The organism is Corynebacterium riegelii (genome assembly GCF_016728505.1).
In the GTDB taxonomy this organism is placed as follows: Bacteria; Actinomycetota; Actinomycetes; order Mycobacteriales; family Mycobacteriaceae; genus Corynebacterium; species Corynebacterium riegelii.
Map to the genome: position 1 here is coordinate 1,031,673 of NZ_CP068159.1, position 17,220 is coordinate 1,048,892.

General features: G+C 61.0%; 13 protein-coding genes and 1 pseudogene. 9 read left to right on the plus strand and 5 right to left on the minus strand.

Features of this window, described 5'->3' with window-relative positions; translation table 11 throughout:
• Positions 1 to 55: 55 nt before the first annotated feature.
• The 4 genes from I6I71_RS04790 (at position 56) to I6I71_RS04805 (ending at position 7,130) form a co-directional block, all read left to right on the plus strand.
• Positions 56 to 2,146 carry a PhoX family protein gene (locus I6I71_RS04790; RefSeq protein WP_201822656.1) on the plus strand — a complete coding sequence of 697 codons (2,091 nt, stop codon included), beginning with the start codon at positions 56 to 58 and terminating at the stop codon, positions 2,144 to 2,146.
• A 104-nt stretch (positions 2,147 to 2,250) separates the two neighbouring features.
• Positions 2,251 to 4,119 carry a glutamine--fructose-6-phosphate transaminase (isomerizing) gene (gene glmS / locus I6I71_RS04795; protein WP_201822658.1) on the plus strand — a complete coding sequence of 623 codons (1,869 nt, stop codon included), beginning with the start codon at positions 2,251 to 2,253 and terminating at the stop codon, positions 4,117 to 4,119.
• Between the two features lie 50 nt (positions 4,120 to 4,169).
• On the plus strand, positions 4,170 to 5,876 hold the full coding sequence (locus tag I6I71_RS04800; RefSeq protein ID WP_201822660.1) for an HlyD family efflux transporter periplasmic adaptor subunit: 1,707 nt from the start codon (positions 4,170 to 4,172) through the stop codon (positions 5,874 to 5,876).
• Positions 5,877 to 7,130: an ABC transporter permease gene (locus I6I71_RS04805; RefSeq protein ID WP_201822662.1), complete on the plus strand. Its 1,254-nt coding sequence runs from the start codon at positions 5,877 to 5,879 to the stop codon at positions 7,128 to 7,130.
• 36 nt (positions 7,131 to 7,166) lie between these two features.
• Here I6I71_RS04805 and thiD read toward each other — a convergent pair.
• Positions 7,167 to 7,979, minus strand: a pseudogene (gene thiD, locus I6I71_RS04810) (bifunctional hydroxymethylpyrimidine kinase/phosphomethylpyrimidine kinase); the annotation flags it as partial.
• Between the two features lie 50 nt (positions 7,980 to 8,029).
• On the opposite strand from thiD, the gene I6I71_RS04815 reads away from it, so the two are divergent.
• Complete coding sequence (locus I6I71_RS04815) at positions 8,030 to 9,073, plus strand: DUF3039 domain-containing protein (RefSeq protein ID WP_180950512.1); 1,044 nt, start codon at positions 8,030 to 8,032, stop codon at positions 9,071 to 9,073.
• On the opposite strand, the gene I6I71_RS04820 is transcribed toward I6I71_RS04815, so the two are convergent.
• The 4 genes from I6I71_RS04820 to I6I71_RS04835 all read right to left on the minus strand — a co-directional run bounded on the left by I6I71_RS04820 (position 9,060) and on the right by I6I71_RS04835 (position 13,884).
• Entirely contained in the window at positions 9,060 to 9,497 is a 438-nt protein-coding gene (locus I6I71_RS04820) for an excisionase family DNA-binding protein (protein WP_052205381.1), read from the minus strand. The genes I6I71_RS04815 and I6I71_RS04820 overlap by 14 nt on opposite strands.
• A gap of 86 nt (positions 9,498 to 9,583) precedes the next feature.
• Positions 9,584 to 11,182: a GTPase gene (locus I6I71_RS04825; protein WP_236587397.1), complete on the minus strand. Its 1,599-nt coding sequence runs from the start codon at positions 11,180 to 11,182 to the stop codon at positions 9,584 to 9,586.
• The gene (locus I6I71_RS04830) at positions 11,182 to 13,059 is read right to left on the minus strand and encodes a GTPase (RefSeq protein ID WP_414017446.1); all 1,878 of its coding nucleotides are present in this window, start codon (positions 13,057 to 13,059) and stop codon (positions 11,182 to 11,184) included. The genes I6I71_RS04825 and I6I71_RS04830 overlap by 1 nt, the downstream gene beginning before the upstream one ends.
• Positions 13,060 to 13,092: 33 nt before the next feature.
• Complete coding sequence (locus I6I71_RS04835) at positions 13,093 to 13,884, minus strand: formate/nitrite transporter family protein (protein WP_201822666.1); 792 nt, start codon at positions 13,882 to 13,884, stop codon at positions 13,093 to 13,095.
• Between the two features lie 263 nt (positions 13,885 to 14,147).
• On the opposite strand from I6I71_RS04835, the gene rplN reads away from it, so the two are divergent.
• From rplN to I6I71_RS04855, 4 genes are all read left to right on the plus strand, one after another.
• Positions 14,148 to 14,516 (plus strand): 50S ribosomal protein L14, encoded by a 369-nt coding sequence (gene rplN, locus I6I71_RS04840; protein ID WP_070463991.1) that lies wholly within the window; start codon positions 14,148 to 14,150, stop codon positions 14,514 to 14,516.
• A gap of 3 nt (positions 14,517 to 14,519) precedes the next feature.
• Positions 14,520 to 14,834 carry a 50S ribosomal protein L24 gene (gene rplX, locus I6I71_RS04845; protein WP_070463993.1) on the plus strand — a complete coding sequence of 105 codons (315 nt, stop codon included), beginning with the start codon at positions 14,520 to 14,522 and terminating at the stop codon, positions 14,832 to 14,834.
• 1 nt (position 14,835) lies between these two features.
• Positions 14,836 to 15,414 carry a 50S ribosomal protein L5 gene (rplE, locus tag I6I71_RS04850; protein WP_101733836.1) on the plus strand — a complete coding sequence of 193 codons (579 nt, stop codon included), beginning with the start codon at positions 14,836 to 14,838 and terminating at the stop codon, positions 15,412 to 15,414.
• Between the two features lie 126 nt (positions 15,415 to 15,540).
• Positions 15,541 to 17,070: an L-lactate MFS transporter gene (locus tag I6I71_RS04855; RefSeq protein WP_201822668.1), complete on the plus strand. Its 1,530-nt coding sequence runs from the start codon at positions 15,541 to 15,543 to the stop codon at positions 17,068 to 17,070.
• Positions 17,071 to 17,220: the final 150 nt, after the last annotated feature.

Consider the following 17,220-nt stretch of genomic DNA (forward strand, 5'->3'; position numbering starts at 1 on the left):
GGCGTTTGTGACCGCTAGCAATCATCGCTACCAACGTTTCTTAGGGGAGACCATAATGTCCATTGTGGGTAAGAACCTTTTTCACTCCAAGCGCTCCAGCCTGACCTGCACCTACAAGTGCGGTAATGCGTGTGCAGGTGAATGCACCAACGAATCCGATAACCCGTACTTCGGCGACATTATGTCGCGTCGTGGCGTGTTGAAGGCCTTCGGCGCTTCCACCGTGGCGTTCGGCGGTACCGCCGTGCTGGTTGCCTGTGGCGCTGAGGGCGATGCGGGTACGCAAACCCAGGCCGCAACCCCCACGTCCGGCACGGACGCCGCGGCTGCAATGATCACCCCGGTTGCAGGCATGCGCTTTGAAAGCGTTGCGCCGAACGAATTGGACGAGGTTGTCGTCCCGGCTGGCTATGCCACCTCCGTGCTGATCGCGTGGGGTGATCCGGTCTATGAGGATGCCCCGGAGTTTGATCCGAATAACCAGACTGCTGCAGCCGCTGCCCGCCAGTTCGGCTTCAACAATGACTTCGCTGGTTTGATGGAGCACCCGACTGACAAAAATCGTATGGTTTACGTCTGCTCACACGAGTACTCCACGGAGCCGCAGATGCTGCCGAACTATGATCCGGAGAACCCGACGGACGAGCAGATCAACATCGGTATTGTCAGCCACGGCCACACCATCCTTGAGGTCTCGCGCGACGACAAGACCGGTGAGCTGACCCGCGAGTTTGGCCCGCTGAACCGTCGTATCACCGGTGAGACGGAGTTCAAAATTGTCGGCCCGGCTGCCGGCCACGACCTGCTGAAGACCTCCGTGGATCCGACCGGTACCAAGGTGTTCGGCACCTTCAACAACTGCGCCGGCGGCGTGACCCCGTGGGGCACCTTCCTGTCTGGTGAGGAAAACATTGATCAGTACTGGGCCAATGCAAAGGCTGTGACGGGGGAGCGCCCGGCGGCCGACGTGAAGCGCTTCGGTGTGCCGGAGGAGGCTTCTGAGCGTAAGTGGGAGCGCCTGCACGACCGCTTTGACCTGGCGAAGGAGCCGAACGAGTTCAACCGTTTCGGTTACCTGGTGGAGATCAACCCGTATGACCCGGATTCCATTCCGGTGAAGCACACGGCTTTGGGACGTTTCAAGCACGAAGCTGGCAACATCCACGTCACCGAGGACGGCACCGTGGTCTGCTACTCCGGCGATGACGCTCGTTTTGAGTACATCTACAAGTTCGTCTCCTCCAAAAAGATCAAGGAGGGCGATGTTGCACACAACATGACCATCCTGGATGAGGGCACGCTCTACGTTGCCAACCTGGAGGGCAACTCCCCGCAAGGCGAGATCACCGGTGATGGCGACCTGCCTTCGGACGGTGAGTTTGACGGCACCGGCACGTGGATCCCGCTGTTGACCGCGCACGCGGACGGCACCGCTGAATCCCACGTTGATGGCTTCACCGGTGAGGAGGTTGCCATCTACACCCGCCTTGCTGCGGATGAGGTTGGCCCAACCAAGATGGACCGCCCGGAGGACTTCGAGGTCAACCCGGTTACCGGCAAGGTGTACCTGTCGCTGACTAACAACAAGTACCGCGGCGCAACCGGTGAGAATGAGAAGAAGAGCAAGGAAGACGTCACCGAGTACGCTCCAATCCGCGAGAACAAGAACGGCCTGGTCATGGAGCTTGTAGATGACCACGCTGGCACTGACTTCTCCTGGAACCTCCTGCTGGTCTGCGGTGACCCGGAGGCGGCGTCGACCTACTTCAGCGGTTTCCCGAAGGAGCAGGTTTCCCCGATCTCTTGCCCGGACAACATCGCCTTTGACTCCCATGGCAACCTGTGGATCTCTACCGACGGCAACGCGTTGGGCTCCAACGATGGCCTCTACGCCATTGGCCTGGAGGGTGAGAACCGTGGCCAGACCAAGTGCTTCCTCACGGTCCCGTACGCAGCTGAGACCTGTGGCCCGATTGTGACGGACCAGCTGGTGCTGGTGAACGTGCAGCACCCGGGTGAGGAAGATGACGCTACCTTTGAAAACCCGGCTTCTCACTGGCCGGATGGTGGCACGTCTGTTCCGCGCCCGGCTGTGGCGCAGGTGTTCCGCCCGGACGGCCAAATGATTGGTATGGAAAAGGCGTAACATCACGGGCCGTAAGGCTCACGGCTAACGTTCAGCAACCCCGCAGGAGATCTAGAGAGGTCCGCTGTGGGGTTTGCGGCTTTTTGCCTTTAAAATTTTGAACTATGTGTGGAATCGTTGGGTATGTCGGCGCTGCGAACAACAGTGAACGCGACGCAAAAACTGTCATTATTGAAGGCCTTCGCAGGCTGGAGTACCGTGGCTACGACTCGGCTGGTGTTGCTGTTGCCGCAGGTGGGCGCATTGAATGCCGCAAGAAGGCTGGCAAGGTTGCTGACTTGGAGGCAGCGATTGCTGCCGCACCCCTTGACGCTTCCCACCTAGGTATTGGGCACACTCGTTGGGCTACGCACGGCGGCCCGACCGACGCGAATGCACACCCGCATGTGGTTGGCAATGGTGCGCTGGCGGTGGTGCACAACGGCATCATCGAGAACTTCGCGCAGCTGAAAGCAGAGCTTGCAGAAAAGGGCTACACCTTTGTCTCTGACACGGACACCGAGGTTGCTGGCACGCTGCTGCTGGAGATCTACAACACCGAGGCAAACGGGGACCTTACGCGTGCGATGCAGCTGACCGCGCAGCGCCTAGAGGGTGCGTTTACCCTGCTGGCTATCCACGCGGATCACCCGGACCGGATTGTGGCTGCGCGTTGGAACTCCCCGCTGGTGATCGGCGTGGGCGAGGGCGAGAACTTCTTGAGCTCTGACGTGTCGGGCTTCATCGAATTCACCCGCGACGCGGTGGAGATGGACAACGGCCAGATTGTCACGCTGACTGCTGATGGTTATGAGATCACTGACTTTGACGGTGCAGTGGCCCAGGGCAAACCGTTCCGCGTGGAATGGGACATCACCGCCGCTGAGAAGGGTGGCTACAACTCCTTTATGGAAAAGGAGATCCACGATCAGCCCGCGGCGATCCGTGACACGCTCTATGGGCGTTTCAATGAGGACGGCCAGCTGACGTTGGATGAGCTGCGCATTGATGAGTCGCTGTTGCGCTCTATTAACAAGATCATCATCGTGGCGTGCGGTACCGCGGCGTATGCCGGGCAGGTGGCGCGCTATGCCATTGAGCACTGGTGCCGCATCCCTACGGAGGTGGAGCTGGCGCATGAGTTCCGCTACCGCGACCCGATTGTGAATGAGCAGACGCTGGTGGTTGCCGTGTCCCAATCGGGTGAGACCATGGACACGCTGATGGCGGTGCGCCACGCCCGTGAACAGGGTGCGAAGGTCATTGCGATCTGTAACACGGTGGGTGCTTCCATTCCGAGGGAGTCGGACGCGGTGCTCTACACCTACGCTGGCCCGGAGATCGCCGTGGCGTCTACCAAGGCGTTTATCTCCCAGATTGTGGCTGCCTACCTGCTTGCGCTGTACCTGGCGCAGGTGCGTGGCAATAAGTACGCCGATGAGATCCGCCAGATCATTGATCATCTGGAGGAGATGCCGGAGAAGCTGCAGAACGTGCTGGACAATGAGGACCAGGTCAAGCAGCTGGGCAAGGAGTTAGCGCAGTCCAAGTCGGTGCTGTTCCTGGGCCGCCACGTGGGCTTCCCCGTGGCGCTGGAGGGTGCGCTGAAGCTGAAAGAGGTTGCGTACCTGCACTCTGAGGGCTTTGCTGCGGGCGAGCTGAAGCACGGTCCGATCGCGCTGGTGGAGGAAGGGCAGCCGGTGTTTATCATCGTGCCGTCCAAGGGGTCGCGTCATAACCTGCACGCCAAGGTGGTCTCCAACATCCAGGAGGTCCGCGCGCGTGGTGCGGTGACCATAGTGATTGCAGAAGATGGTGATGAGGACGTGGTGCAGTTTGCTAACCACGTGATCCGCATCCCTGAGTCGGCTGGGCTGTTGCAGCCGCTTCTGGCTACGGTGCCGCTGCAGATATTCGCGTGTGCTGTGGCGGAAGCTCGCGGTTTGAATGTGGATCAGCCTCGCAACTTGGCCAAGTCTGTGACGGTGGAATAGCAACCCGGTAGCGCTCGAATATTAATGGGGTTATTTGCTAACCTAACTTCGTGAAAAATCGGAGAGTAACCCTCGGCGCTGCTGTGGTGGCAGCGTTTACAGCTTTGACACTCGCGGCGTGCGGCGGTGGCGCTGCCTCTGTTCCTGATACAGACACAGTGGTGCTTGCGCCGAAGGACGTGGTGGCCAAGGTTTCGGCTGCCGCGGACATTGGTTCGCAGGAGGTGGTGGCGCTGACCACCACGCTGACCGGGCCGGTGACCGAGGTGGATGTGCGCATTGGCCAGCCGGTACAGGAGGGCCAGATTGTGGCGCGGGTGGACACGTCTGGTGCGCAGCGTCAGTTGGATGCGCAGCGTGCGCAGCAGATGTCGTCGGACGTCGCAACGCAAAATGAGCTCCAGCGAGCCCAGCAGCAACTCTCCCAACAACAGGACGCGCTGAACCGGGGGCTCAACGGCCGGATCACTCAGGCTGAGGCGGCGCAGCGTGAGGCGCAGCTGCGTTACGACGACACGTTGGCCACCTTCAACCACCAAAAACAGCTCCACGAAGCCGGTTTGACACCGGAGGCCGTGCAGCAGGCAAACGCGGTGGACACCGCGCGCAGGAACGTGACCTTGGCGGGACTGGATTCCGTGCGCGCGAATGCGGCGAACTTCATCGCTGCCTTTACGCAGCAAGTTGATGGGATCAGCCCCGTGGTGGGGATTTTGGAGTCTGACCAGCGCTACACGGGCGCACAGCGCGATCTGGATGCGGCGCAGAAGGCCTACGATGCCTCGCTGCTGGGTGTGAACGCGGACTTGGAAGCGAAGCAGCGTGCGGTGGCTCAGGCGTTTCAGGCGAAAAACGACGCGGACATTGCGCTTGAGGTCACCCGCCTTGCGGTGCAGCAGGAAATCGATGCGAGCGCGGCGACCGTGGACCAGGCGCAGCGCAGTCTGAACGCCTCGCAGGCTGCCGCGGAGGTTGGCCAAAGCCAGCTGCGTGTGGATATTGCCTCCGGTGAGGTGCGTTCCCCAATCAACGGCGTGGTCACCGAGGTGCTTGCGCAGCGCGGCCAGCCGTCCTCGGGACATTTGGCTACGGTTGCGGACCCGAACCGGCTGATCCTGACCGCCAACGTCAACGAGGTTGACTCCGGCAAGGTGCAGGTGGGCAACGAGGTCACCTTCACCACCCCGAGTAGCGGTTTGAAGCAGTACAAGGGCAAGGTTGTAGATGTCTCCTCGGTGGCAGCACCCGCACCCGGCGGGGCAGAGGGCGCTGGCCAGGCGCCCGCGCGCCCGGAGTTCCCCGTGACCATCGAAGTCACCGGCGATACTGAGGGCCTGCGCATCGGCGGCACCGCCAAAGTCCAGATCACCACGGGTACCTCGAAGGCGGCGCTGACTGTGCCGCGTGAAGCCATCATTGATAAGGATGGCACCTACTCCGTACTCGTGCTTCGGCCTATCGACGGCAGCGACACCGAATTCGAAGTCGCCACCGCCGACGTCACGCTTGGCCTTGTCACCGACCTGGAAGCCGAAGTACGTGGCCTTGAAGAAGGCACCCGCGTAATCAAGACGCCGGGGGAGTACCGCGATCGCATTGGCCAGCGCGTAACGGTGGGTCCGGCGCTGGACGCGCCGGAGGAGGCGCCTGCGGAGACTGCGGAGGAGACGCCTGCGGAGACTGCAGTGGAGACTGCGGAGACGTCGGTGGAGGGGGCGCCGGAGGCGTCGGCAAGCGAGAGCCCCAAAGGCGAATAAGTGAACCTGCGTGAAGCGATCCGGCTGGCCGCGACCAGCCTGCGAGCCAACAAACTGCGCTCCGTGCTCACCCTGCTCGGCGTGATCATCGGCATCGCCGCCGTTGTAGCCATCATGAGCTTGGGCAAAGGCATGCAGCAGCAGCTCCAAAGCGATTTTGAGCAGTTTGGTCTTAATGACGTCAACGTCCAAGTCAAAACCCGCCACTCCGAGTCTGACCCCTGGATGTACGAGGACGTCCCCGACGCCTCCCTGATCACACCAGACATGGTGGAGCAACTGCGCGGATTCATCGGGCCGAAAGTGCAAGGTATTGCCCTGGAAGCGGGCGGCGAATCCGCTCGCGTGACGCGCGGGCTGAACGAGGGCACCGCCACCGTGGAATTTGTCAACGCCGATTACATTGAGATCCAACGCCACACGATTACCGCCGGCCGTATCTTTACCGAGGACGACATTGTTGGCGACCGCGCTGTGGCCGTGATCTCGCCCGAGGTAGTAGACACGTACTTCAACGGGGACCCGGCCTCTGCCATCGGTGCGAGCCTGGACCTTGACGTGTCGGGACGCTTCGCATCCTTCCAAGTAGTTGGCGCTTACGGGCGTGCTGAGACCTCCTCGCCGCTGGTAGGCACCTTTGAAGAGGCGTCCATCTACGTGCCATACACCGCACAATCCCGCCTGAGTGCGAACCCGACCCAGGGCTTCCGCATGTTGCAGATTCGCACCCTTTCGCCGGACCTGACTGCGGATGTGACCAGCGACGTCAACACCTGGGCCGAACAGGCCTACGCAGATGATGCGGACTACGTGGCGAAGGTGCTAGACACCAAGTCTGAAATCGACCAAGTGAACCAAACCATGGCCATGATCAGTCTGGTTATCTCCGCCATTGGCGGGATCTCGCTGCTGGTTGGTGGCATCGGTGTGATGAACATCATGCTGGTGTCTGTCACGGAACGCACCCGCGAAATCGGCGTGCGCATGGCGCTGGGGGCGACGCGCCGGGCAGTGCGCACCCAGTTTGTTATTGAGGCGATGATGATCTGCCTGCTCGGCGGTGCCTTGGGCGTGCTGCTTGGTGCGGCGCTTGGCATGGCGGGGACGGCCGCCATGGGGTCGGTGGCGCTGCCGCCGGTGGGCGCGGTTGTGATCGCGCTGCTGTTCTCGCTGGGGATCGGCCTGTTCTTCGGGTGGTACCCGGCGAATCGGGCGGCGCGCATGAAGCCGATTGAGGCGCTGCGCTACGAGTAGGGCGCTGGTTTTGTAGCGAAACTACAGCAGGCCTGCGAGACGGCGCAGCTGGTGGAAGTGGTTGACCGGGCCGTGGCCCTGTCCCACGTTGAGCTCATCGGCATGCGCGATGGCTTCGTGGAGCCAGTCGGATGCCCACGCCAAGGCCTCGGCGGGGGTGGGGTCAATAGCAACGCGGGTGGCAAACGCCGAGGACAGCGAGCAGCCGGTGCCGTGGGTGTTCTTCGTGTTCACGCGGGCGACCTCGGTAACCGTGGCGTCACCGTCTGGCGTGACCAGCGCGTTGGAGGCCATATCCCCAGTGAGGTGGCCGCCCTTAACCACGACGGTGACGTTGGCGTCGGCTGCAAAGCCGCGGCCCTGCTCGATGGCCTCCTCAAACGTCTGGGCAGGCTCCTTGCCCGTGAGCACAGCCAACTCCGGGATGTTCGGGGTGACAAAGCTGGCGTGGTCGCGCACGAATTGGCGTAGTGCTTCCTCGGCGTCCGCAGTAAGCAGGCGGTCGCCTGAGGTTGCCACCATCACGGGGTCTACCACCACGATGTCTACGCGGTTGTCCTTGAGGAAGGAGGAGACGGTGTGGGTCGTTGTGGCGTCGCCAAGCATGCCGATCTTGAGAGCATCAACCGTAACATCATCGAATACCGCGGCAAGCTGCGCGCGGAGGAACTCCTGTGGCGGGGTGTGGATCTCGCGCACGCCCTGGGTGTTCTGTGCGACCAGGGAAGTGACCACGCACATGCCGTAGCCGCCGGCGGCCGCGATGGACTTCAAATCCGCCTGGATGCCGGCGCCGCCAGTGGGGTCGGTGCCGGCGATGGAGAGAACGTTGGGGGTTTTGGTTGTCATGGTTTCCGACGGTACCGGAGGTGTGGATGCTTCGGGGTAGCCTACAAACCATGGTTTCGGTGAGGCCCACGGTCAAAGTGCTTAAGATTCTGTATTCGGGCGACAAACTGCCCGAATACACGGCCGCTGCGTATAACGATGCAAAACGAGCATCTGAACCGGAAGTTAAGATCGAGTATCTTCGTCAAGCCGTAGAGCATGCTCAAGCAGAGGTTACGCTGGTGACCTACATCCAAGCGAGGTTTGACCAGGGTATTTTCGAGCGTCTTCGAAGCGTTGACCACCGAGTTTTTGAGTCACGAGACGCGGAGGGCGCCGCATGGAGGGGCGCGGTAGTTCATGATGGCGGTGATACAGCTTGGCTAGTCCACGCTGATACGCATGATCATTTTCTTGCGCAAGCAAACAAGGTGCTTGGTGCGATGAAGCGGGACGGAACCTTGGGGCCAGCGGCATTAGATCTTCGAATTTTGGGAATGCAGGAGCGGCTGGATCGTGAGCGTGAATATGGCCGCTGTGCGATGGAGTCCACACTGGGTGCACTGAAAGATGCAACGGTTTCCCTCAAGCCGGTGAAACTCCAGGTTGGCGCTTTGTCTGTTGTCGTTGATGTGGAGACAGTCCCTTTTCAGGATTGGGAAGTAGATACCGCTCAAGATGAGGTTGAGATTGTATCTCTCCGTCTCGAAAACTGGCAGAAAAACTACCAAGAGTTACAGGCCTACTTGCGGTCGGTATTTTGTCTTTTTCAGACTGACGAGGAATCGGCTGAAACATTCGCTGATTTGGAGTTTGTGGTCCAGATTGCTCTTTCGCGTGCGGAACTTATTGCCTTGCTTGACATTCCGCAACAAGACCAACCGGTGGCATTGCGTAAGGTGACAGCGCCGCAATACTTGCATTACTCCACCAAGGGGGCGTTGGCGGAGGCCTTTATTACGGGCAAAGCCATCCGTGCAGTGTGTGGAAAGTGGTGGGTTCCAATTGGGGACGAACAAACCCATGCGCACCTCCCCATCTGTCCGGAGTGTGAACGTGGGGAACCGGTAGCGCAGGCTCTGCAGTCGTATCTACGGAAAACTACAGATCGTTGAGGTCGTTGATCTCGGAATCTGAGAAGGGGTGCGCTGCTGGAACCTCTGGGGTCTGAGGGGTGCCGTGCAGTGCATCTGCGAGAATCTCTGCACCAGCTTCTCGGGCCTGCATGAAAGCCGTGAGATCGGACACGCGAATGCGCTTGTGAGAACCAACCATGTGGAACGGCAGGTAACCATCGCGCATGAACTTGAGCAGGTGCGGGCGGCTCATCTTGAGAAGCTTGGCGGCTTCGTTGGGAGATAGTTCTGCATCGTCCGCAAGAACATTGACGGACTGGCCCTCCTCTAGCGCAAGGAGGATTGAGCGCAGCACCAAAGCGAGATTGGACCCAGTGTTTTCCTGGATAAAGTCACGAAGGCGCTCAGCGTCAGCATCGGTAAACTCAGTGCTTTTCAGCTGGCCAAGTACGGCGTTCGACATTGTCCCTCCAGTGCATGCAGTCACGTATCTGTATTAACTGTAACAACTGTAGCAAGTGTAAACCTTGTCGAGCTTGGAGGCAAACGCTACCCAGCGGCAACGGTGATGGTTTTGGCAAACCTGTCGTAGTCATCACGAATGCGCTGCAGTGGTTCCACCACCGCGGTCTGTGAGGCTGCCGCGACTTCCTTTGTCAGCGCTTGCTTGGTCTTGCGTTTCACGCGCGCGCCGATGATGCCGCCAAACACCGTGGTCAATAGCCCGATCAGGATGCCGGTGAGGAGACCTGCGAGGATGAGCAGGGTGGGGATAGGCCAGCCCTCAACCTCTGGGACAAGGTCGCCACCAAGGAGCGGCGTGAGCACACCCGGCACGAACGCCACCACCAGGTACCAAATCACTCCCACCAGCGCGGCGAGCAGGGCAAGCCACTGGAATACGGCGAGCACGTTCCAGCCTTTCGACGGTTGCGCGGGCAGCTTTGTCCGCGCCGCCGCCTGGTCCAGCTCCGAGGGCAGGTTCTGGGAGATCTCCTCCGTGCGGTCCGCGATGGCGCTTGCCCAGGCGTTGGGCACATCGCGCGCGGCGGCCACGGAGTAATCGCGCAGGCCCTTGTTGGCCACGGCTTTGGACGCTGCATCCAACTCCGGCAGGGAGGTGCGGTGCACGCCCACCGTGTCCGACTCTTCACGCAAACCCAGCCGCTTCAACGGGTCCGGCCTGAAGCGGGAAATCCAGCTGGTCAGCAGCCACCCGGTGCGCTGGTGGAGGCGCTTGCGGTAGGCGGCCGCGGTGGTCTCCGCGATGCGCTGGGCGCCTGCGGCCTGCGCCAGGGTTGCGTCCAGAGCTTGCTTCGCTTGCTTATCGACGCCACCGGCAACCTTCGCGGGCACCCACTTCCCAGTCGCCGCCTGAATATCTGCCGTGATGCGCGCAGATTGTGCGTTGTGCGCCTTGGCTACCTTCGCGATCGCCGCTTTGAGATCCTCAATTCCTTCCCCGGTGCGGGCTGCGGTGGTGATGACGGTGGTGTTCGTGAGGCCGTCGGCAAGCAAAAGCTCCTTGTAGGAATTGGCCACGGTTGGGCGATCATTCGGGTGCAGCAGATCGGCCTTGTTCAAAACAGCGAGAGTGACCTCCGCGTGTGCCGCGTGTGGGCGGATGAACTGGTCATGGATCACGCTGTCGGCGTACTTCTCCGGGTCAGAAACCCACACCAGCACATCCACCTGGCCGGCGAGACGCTCCGCGATCGCACGGTTGGAGGCCTCCACCGAGTCAAAATCCGGCAAGTCAAGCAGGATCAACGGGCCCGCGCCAGGGGCGAAATCGCCGTTGCGCTCGCGTCGGTCCTCAACGCCGAGCCAATCGAGCAGCTCCTCGGAATTCTCCGGGTGCCAGATCGCGGCCAGGGGAGAGGACGTGGTGGGGCGGCGCGCGGCGGCCTTGCCCAGGTCCTCACCAACCACGGCGTTGAACAGGCTGGTCTTGCCGGAACCGGTGGCGCCGAAAAAGCCCACCACGGTGTGCTCGGCGGAAAGCGCGCGGCGCTCAGAGCCCGCCTTCGCTACCTGCTTGAGGCGCTGCACCTCATCTGCGGGCAGGTAGGGTGCGGCGATGTCGGCGGCCTCGTTGAGCGCGGTCAGGCGGTCACCGAGCGAGGCTTTACGTTGGAAAATGCCCATTACTCTGCGCTCCCATCGTTGCGAGACTGCGGGCTGAACGTGCCGCGAAGCTGGTCAAACAGCCCGCGGAGTGTGCCGGCCTGGAAGCTTTCGTTGACGTCTTCTGTTGTGGCTGGCAGCGCGGGTGTGTTCGCTTGGGTTGGGGCCGGTGCAAGCGTGCCGGGGAAGCGCTGATCAATAGCAGTGCGAGCTTCTGCTGCGGCGTTGCGGATGGATTCTGCCGAGGCCCCCTCAAACAGCGGGTCCGTCAGCACGTGGTAGCGCTCGCGCTCCGCGCGCAGCAGGTGGTCCAGGCGCTGGTCCAGGTCGCGGCGGGCATCCGCAGCCATCCTGCGCACCGTGTCTTCGCCGAAGATAGTCTCCAGCAGCTTCTGGCCTACCACGGCAGAGCCGCCGGCGATGCCGATCTCCGCGCCGGTCAGCCCTGCCGTGGTGGAAAAGACCACCAACATCAGCGCGACGGTCAACATGTTCAAGCCAAGCGACATCACGCGGGCGCGCTGACGCTTCTCGCCAGCGGTGTTCTGGATGCGCTCCAGAATGCCGGACTGCCACTCGCGGATCAGCTTCGCCGCCTGCTCATTGATGTCCTGGCTTGCGCGCGCAAGCGCCGGGTCAGCGTTCTCCCGCAACTGCGGGGCCATCACGCCGATACGGGACCAGGAGCGGGAAGAGGCGGTATCGGCAGCGTCCACAATCACGGCGTGCAGGCCGGATTCCAGCTCAGTTTCCACTTCGCGCAAGGGGGCAGGCTGGCCGGAGAAGAAGCTACCCACCTTGTCTACGGTCTGGGAGAACCAACGCTCAAAGCCACGGAAGACATCGGAGGTGCCCACCACGTCCTGCCAGCGGTCCATCACCTCGGAGCGGAGCATCTGGCCGTCCGAGGTGGCGTCGATAATATGCCGGTGCGCGTCCTTATATATATCGAAGATGGTTGCATCCAGCTGGTTAGCAAAGTCTTCACGACGCTGCCTTGTCACCACCGCCGCATCCACCTTCGCCAACGCCCCCTCAACAGCGCCCGCGACCGTCTTGCCTGCAACCGCGCGCCGGGCTGCCGTATCTTGTGCAAGCTCGTGCAGGTAGGTGTTCAGCGGGGCGACCAGCTCTGCGGGCAGAAACTCGTCTGTGGCTTGGGTTTCCTGGTTGTTGCCAAGGTCGACCACGAACGGGACCGTGAACACCGTGGCATCTTCAAGCCCCGCCTCAGCCATCATGCGGCGAAGATCCTGCGGCACGGTCTCGGCAGAGGCTTCGTCGAGACGGTTGAGCACCACTACGACCTCGATGCCGCGCGCGGCCGCGTCGTGCAGGAAGTTCCACACCAGCTGATCGGCGTAGCGCGCCGGGGTGGTGACAAAGATCCACAGATCCGCCGCCGCCAGGAGTTGTGTTGCGAGGGCACGGTTGCGGTCATCGATTGAGTCGAAATCCGGGGCGTCTAGAAGCGAAAGGCCCTGCGGAAGGTTCGGGGTTTCCACAATGCGCAACGTGGTGGACTGCTCGTTGCCCGCGCCGTGGGAGCGGGTCAGGCCAGGCAAGACGCGCGGGGAGTTAAACCACTCAGCATCGCCCGGATTCGCCACCAACACCGGCTGGCGTGTGGTCGGGCGGATCACGCCCGGGTTGGAAACGCGCTCACGCAAAAGCGCGTTGACCAGCGTGGACTTGCCGGAGCCGGTGGAGCCGCCGATGACGGCAAGCAACGGGGCATCCAGGTTGGCCAGGCGGGGCAGGATGTAATCGTCAAACTGATTCACCACTGCGTGCGCTTCAGCGGCCGCCTCATCGGGCAGCGTCGTGGCGGCCAGCGCGTTGCGCAGGCGAGTGACCGCATCAATCGGGTCAAGCATGGGGGTATTCACCCGACCCATTGTTGCAGACGGCGGGAAGCCAGTCGTGGGGAACTAGTCTTTGTACTCCGTCTTGGTCAGGTTGAGCCAGCCATAGATGCCGCCCATGATGAGGCCACCGCCGATGAAGTTTCCAACCCAAACGATCGCCCAGTGCCGCAGAACGTTGTCCAGCGTGTAGCCGGGGATGGCGGCTGGGCCGAACTCAAAACCAGTCAGAGAAGTCAGCACGAAGTTGGCAATCGAGTGCTCATAGCTCATGGCTGCGAAAGCCGGGATGATCACGATCACGCCAAGCAGTTTGGCCGTGAAATCCTTCCCCGCCTGGGCTGAGAGCATAAACGCGATGTTGACCACGATGTTGGCCAAAATCGCTTCGATGAAGAGTTTGCCGCTCGGCTTTTCAAGCTTTGACACCATCAGCTGATAGATGAAGCTGTCCGTGGTCACCGCCTCACCGATCGTCGTCGTGGCAATCATGGAGGTAACCAGCACGCCACCGATGAGGTTGAAGAGGGTGACAAAACACACGAGGGCAAAACCCTTGCGCAACGTGTTCTTTTTGTGGACCGCCCCATACGTCATAAACATCATGTCGCCGGTGGCTAGCTCGCCTTGCAGCACCACAATGATGTACAGAGTGGACGCGAAGATTGAGGCGAACGCATAGCGCCCCATGCCGGGCGCGAGCGATTCAATCGTGGTCGCGGTGTTTGCCGCGAACGCCGTCATAATGCCCAGAAACACGCCAGCAAGCATTGCCCTCGTAGCGAAGCGGGCCGGCTCCTGGGTAAACAAATCGAGCTTCTTCTCGATGGACTTCGGTGCTGACACGTGGAAACTCATCGAGGTCAATCTACAAGAGATTCGCGCATAGCGACATTTCTCGGCGGCGCGATTTGGGGAAATAGGGCAGGACGTGGTTGAATACTCCAGTTGTCTGTTGCTGGTCGGATCCGTCCGAGACCCTTCGGCCAGACTGCGTTCTCCTCGTGTGCGAGGGACGAGCGCACGAGGTTCGTCGATAAGCAAGAGGCTCCAAAAAACATTGACCACGTGCGTACAGGACGGAAATCTGGCGCACATTGACCCAGGTCAGGAGACCAATAGTGATTCAGCAAGAATCGCGCCTGAAGGTCGCCGATAACACGGGTGCACGCGAAATCCTGTGCGTCCGCGTACTCGGCGGATCTGTCAAGCGCTTCGCCGGCATCGGCGATACGATCGTCGCCACCGTGAAGGAAGCAGCCCCTGGCGGCAACGTCAAGGAAGGCGAAATTGTGCGCGCCGTAGTCGTGCGTGCAAAGAAGGAAACCCGTCGCCCGGACGGCTCCTACATCTCCTTCGACGAGAACGCAGCAGTTCTGATCAAGAACGACACCGAGCCCCGCGGTACCCGTATCTTCGGCCCAGTGGCACGTGAGCTGCGCGACAAGAAGTTCATGAAGATTGTTTCTCTCGCTCCGGAGGTGATCTAACCCATGAAGATCAAGAAGGGCGATATGGTGCAGGTCATCGCCGGCAAGGACAAGGGTGCACAGGGCAAGGTTATTGAGGCCTACCCGCAGCGCGACAAGGTCCTTGTTGAGGGTGTCAACCGCATCAAGAAGCACGTGGCTAACTCCTACAACGAGCGCGGCGCAGAGTCCGGCGGCGTTGTATCCCAGGAGGCCCCGATTCACATTTCCAACGTGATGCTGCTCGACTCTGACGGCAAGCCGACCCGCGTTGGCTACCGCTTCGACGAGAACGGCGCCAAGGTCCGCGTGGCCAAGTCGAACGGGAAGGACATCTAGCATGAGCGAGAACTACACTCCGCGTCTGAAGACCCGCTACCAGGACGAGATCCGCACCAAGCTGAATGATGAGTTCTCCTACGAGAACGTCATGCAGATCCCGGGCCTGACCAAGATCGTGGTCAACATGGGTGTCGGTGACGCTGCACGTGACTCCAAGGTCATCAACGGCGCACTCGAGGACCTGACCGCAATCACCGGCCAGAAGCCGCAGCTGCGTCGCGCAAAGAAGTCCATCGCGAACTTCAAGCTCCGTGAAGGCATGCCGATCGGCGCAAAGGTCACCCTGCGCGGCGACCGTATGTGGGAGTTCCTGGACCGTCTGCTGACCGTGGCTCTGCCGCGTATTCGTGACTTCCGTGGCCTGAACGACAAGCAGTTCGACGGCAACGGTAACTACACCTTCGGCCTGTCCGAGCAGACCATGTTCTACGAGATCGACATTGACAAGATCGATCGCACCCGCGGCATGGACATCACTGTGGTGACCACCGCAACGAACGACGACGAAGGCCGCGCACTGCTGCGCCACCTCGGCTTCCCGTTCGTGGACAAGGACGGCAAGATGCAGCAGGCATAAGCCTGTCGCATGCTTTCCTTATAGCTTTGAGCCCCTCTGCTGAGGGGCTTTTTGCTTGCCGACGCTCGTGACGTAGTTTACGATCACGGCTAGATTGTTATCCCCGTCACCTTTAGAAGGTTATTTATGTCTTTCTTTTCCCGCAGCGCAATCATCGCGCCAAAGGAGTTTAATCGCTGGCTGATCCCGCCGGCAGCGCTGGCTATCCACCTGTCCATTGGCCAGGTCTACGCCTTCTCCGTGTTTAAGCGCCCAATGATGGAGCACTTCACCGTGGGTGAGGTTGCCGTCGGTTGGATCTTCTCCCTTGCCATTTTGATGCTCGGTATTTCTTCCGCCCTGTTTGGCACGTGGGTTGAGCGAGTCGGACCGCGCGCGTCCATGGCAGTCTCTGGCGCCTTGTGGGTGGTTGGCTTCTTCGTGGCCACCATCGGCATTATGACGGGCCAGCTCTGGCTTGTTTATGTGGGCTACGGATTCATTGGCGGTATCGGCTTGGGCATTGGCTATATCTCCCCGGTGTCCACGCTGATGAAGTGGTTCCCTGACCGCCCGGGCCTGGCAACTGGCCTGGCCATCATGGGCTTCGGCGGCGGCGCGCTGATTGCGTCGCCGGTGTCCAACCGCATGATGGAGTTCTTCGGTGGCGGCGCTGAGGTTGCAAACCGTGCCGCTGGTCTGCAACCGACGTTTTTGACCCTGGCCATTCTCTACCTGGTGGTTATCGCCCTGGGTGCGTACGCGATCCGCCTGCCGCACCCGGACTGGGCCCCGGCTGGCTTCGACCCGTCGAAGGTAAAGAAGTCCCCGCTGAAGACCGCGGGCAACGTCTCTGCTGCTAACGCAATCAAGACCCCGCAGTTCTGGTGCCTGTGGGTGATCCTGTTCTGCAACATCACCGCAGGCATTGGCATCCTGGAAAACGCTGCGCCGATGATCCAGGACTTCTTCCCGGCAATTACCGCAGGCGCTGCAGCTGGCTTCGTGGGTCTGCTTTCCCTGACCAACATGGGTGGCCGCTTCGTGTGGTCCACGCTGTCTGACATCATTGGCCGCAAGAACATCTACATGGTGTACCTGGGCCTGGGCCTGCTGCTCTATCTGGCACTGGCTACGGCAGGCGCAGCCAACCTGGCCATCTTCGTGATTTGTGCGCTGATCATCCTGTCCTTCTACGGCGGTGGCTTTGCAACGATCCCGGCGTACCTGCGCGACCTCTTCGGCGTCTACCAGGTCGGCGCTATCCATGGCCGCCTGCTCACTGCATGGTCCGCAGCGGGTGTGGCTGGCCCGCTGATTGTCAACATGGTTGTGGAGTCCCAGGCGGCACGCGGCAACGAGGGTCCGGAGCTCTACAGGCTGTCCCTGTTCATCATGTGTGGCCTGCTGGCTGTTGGTTTGATTGCAAACCTGCTTGTTCGCCCGGTTGCTGAGCGCTGGATGGAGGATCCGGAAGTGGTGAAGGCTAAGGCTGACGCTGACCGCCAGTCCGTTCTGGATGCGGAGACCGAGGCAGAGCGCGACGGTCACGCTAACGGTTACTCCGGTGGCGTCCATGCAACGGTGTCCATGGTGCTCGCGCTGTTCATCGGTGCGTCCCTGCTTTACGGCCTGTGGGAGACCATTGTGAAGGCGTCTGGCATGTTCATTGGCTAGGTAGCTTCTTCTGAGCGGTCCGCACGTTGGTGTGGGCCGCTTTTTCTTTGCTTTTAGATGTAACGAGAGTGGTCTGATGGGTCTGGTGGGGTTGTGTTTCGGCGCCTAAATGTGAGGTTGGTCACAGTAATTTTGATGGCGACCTGCGGC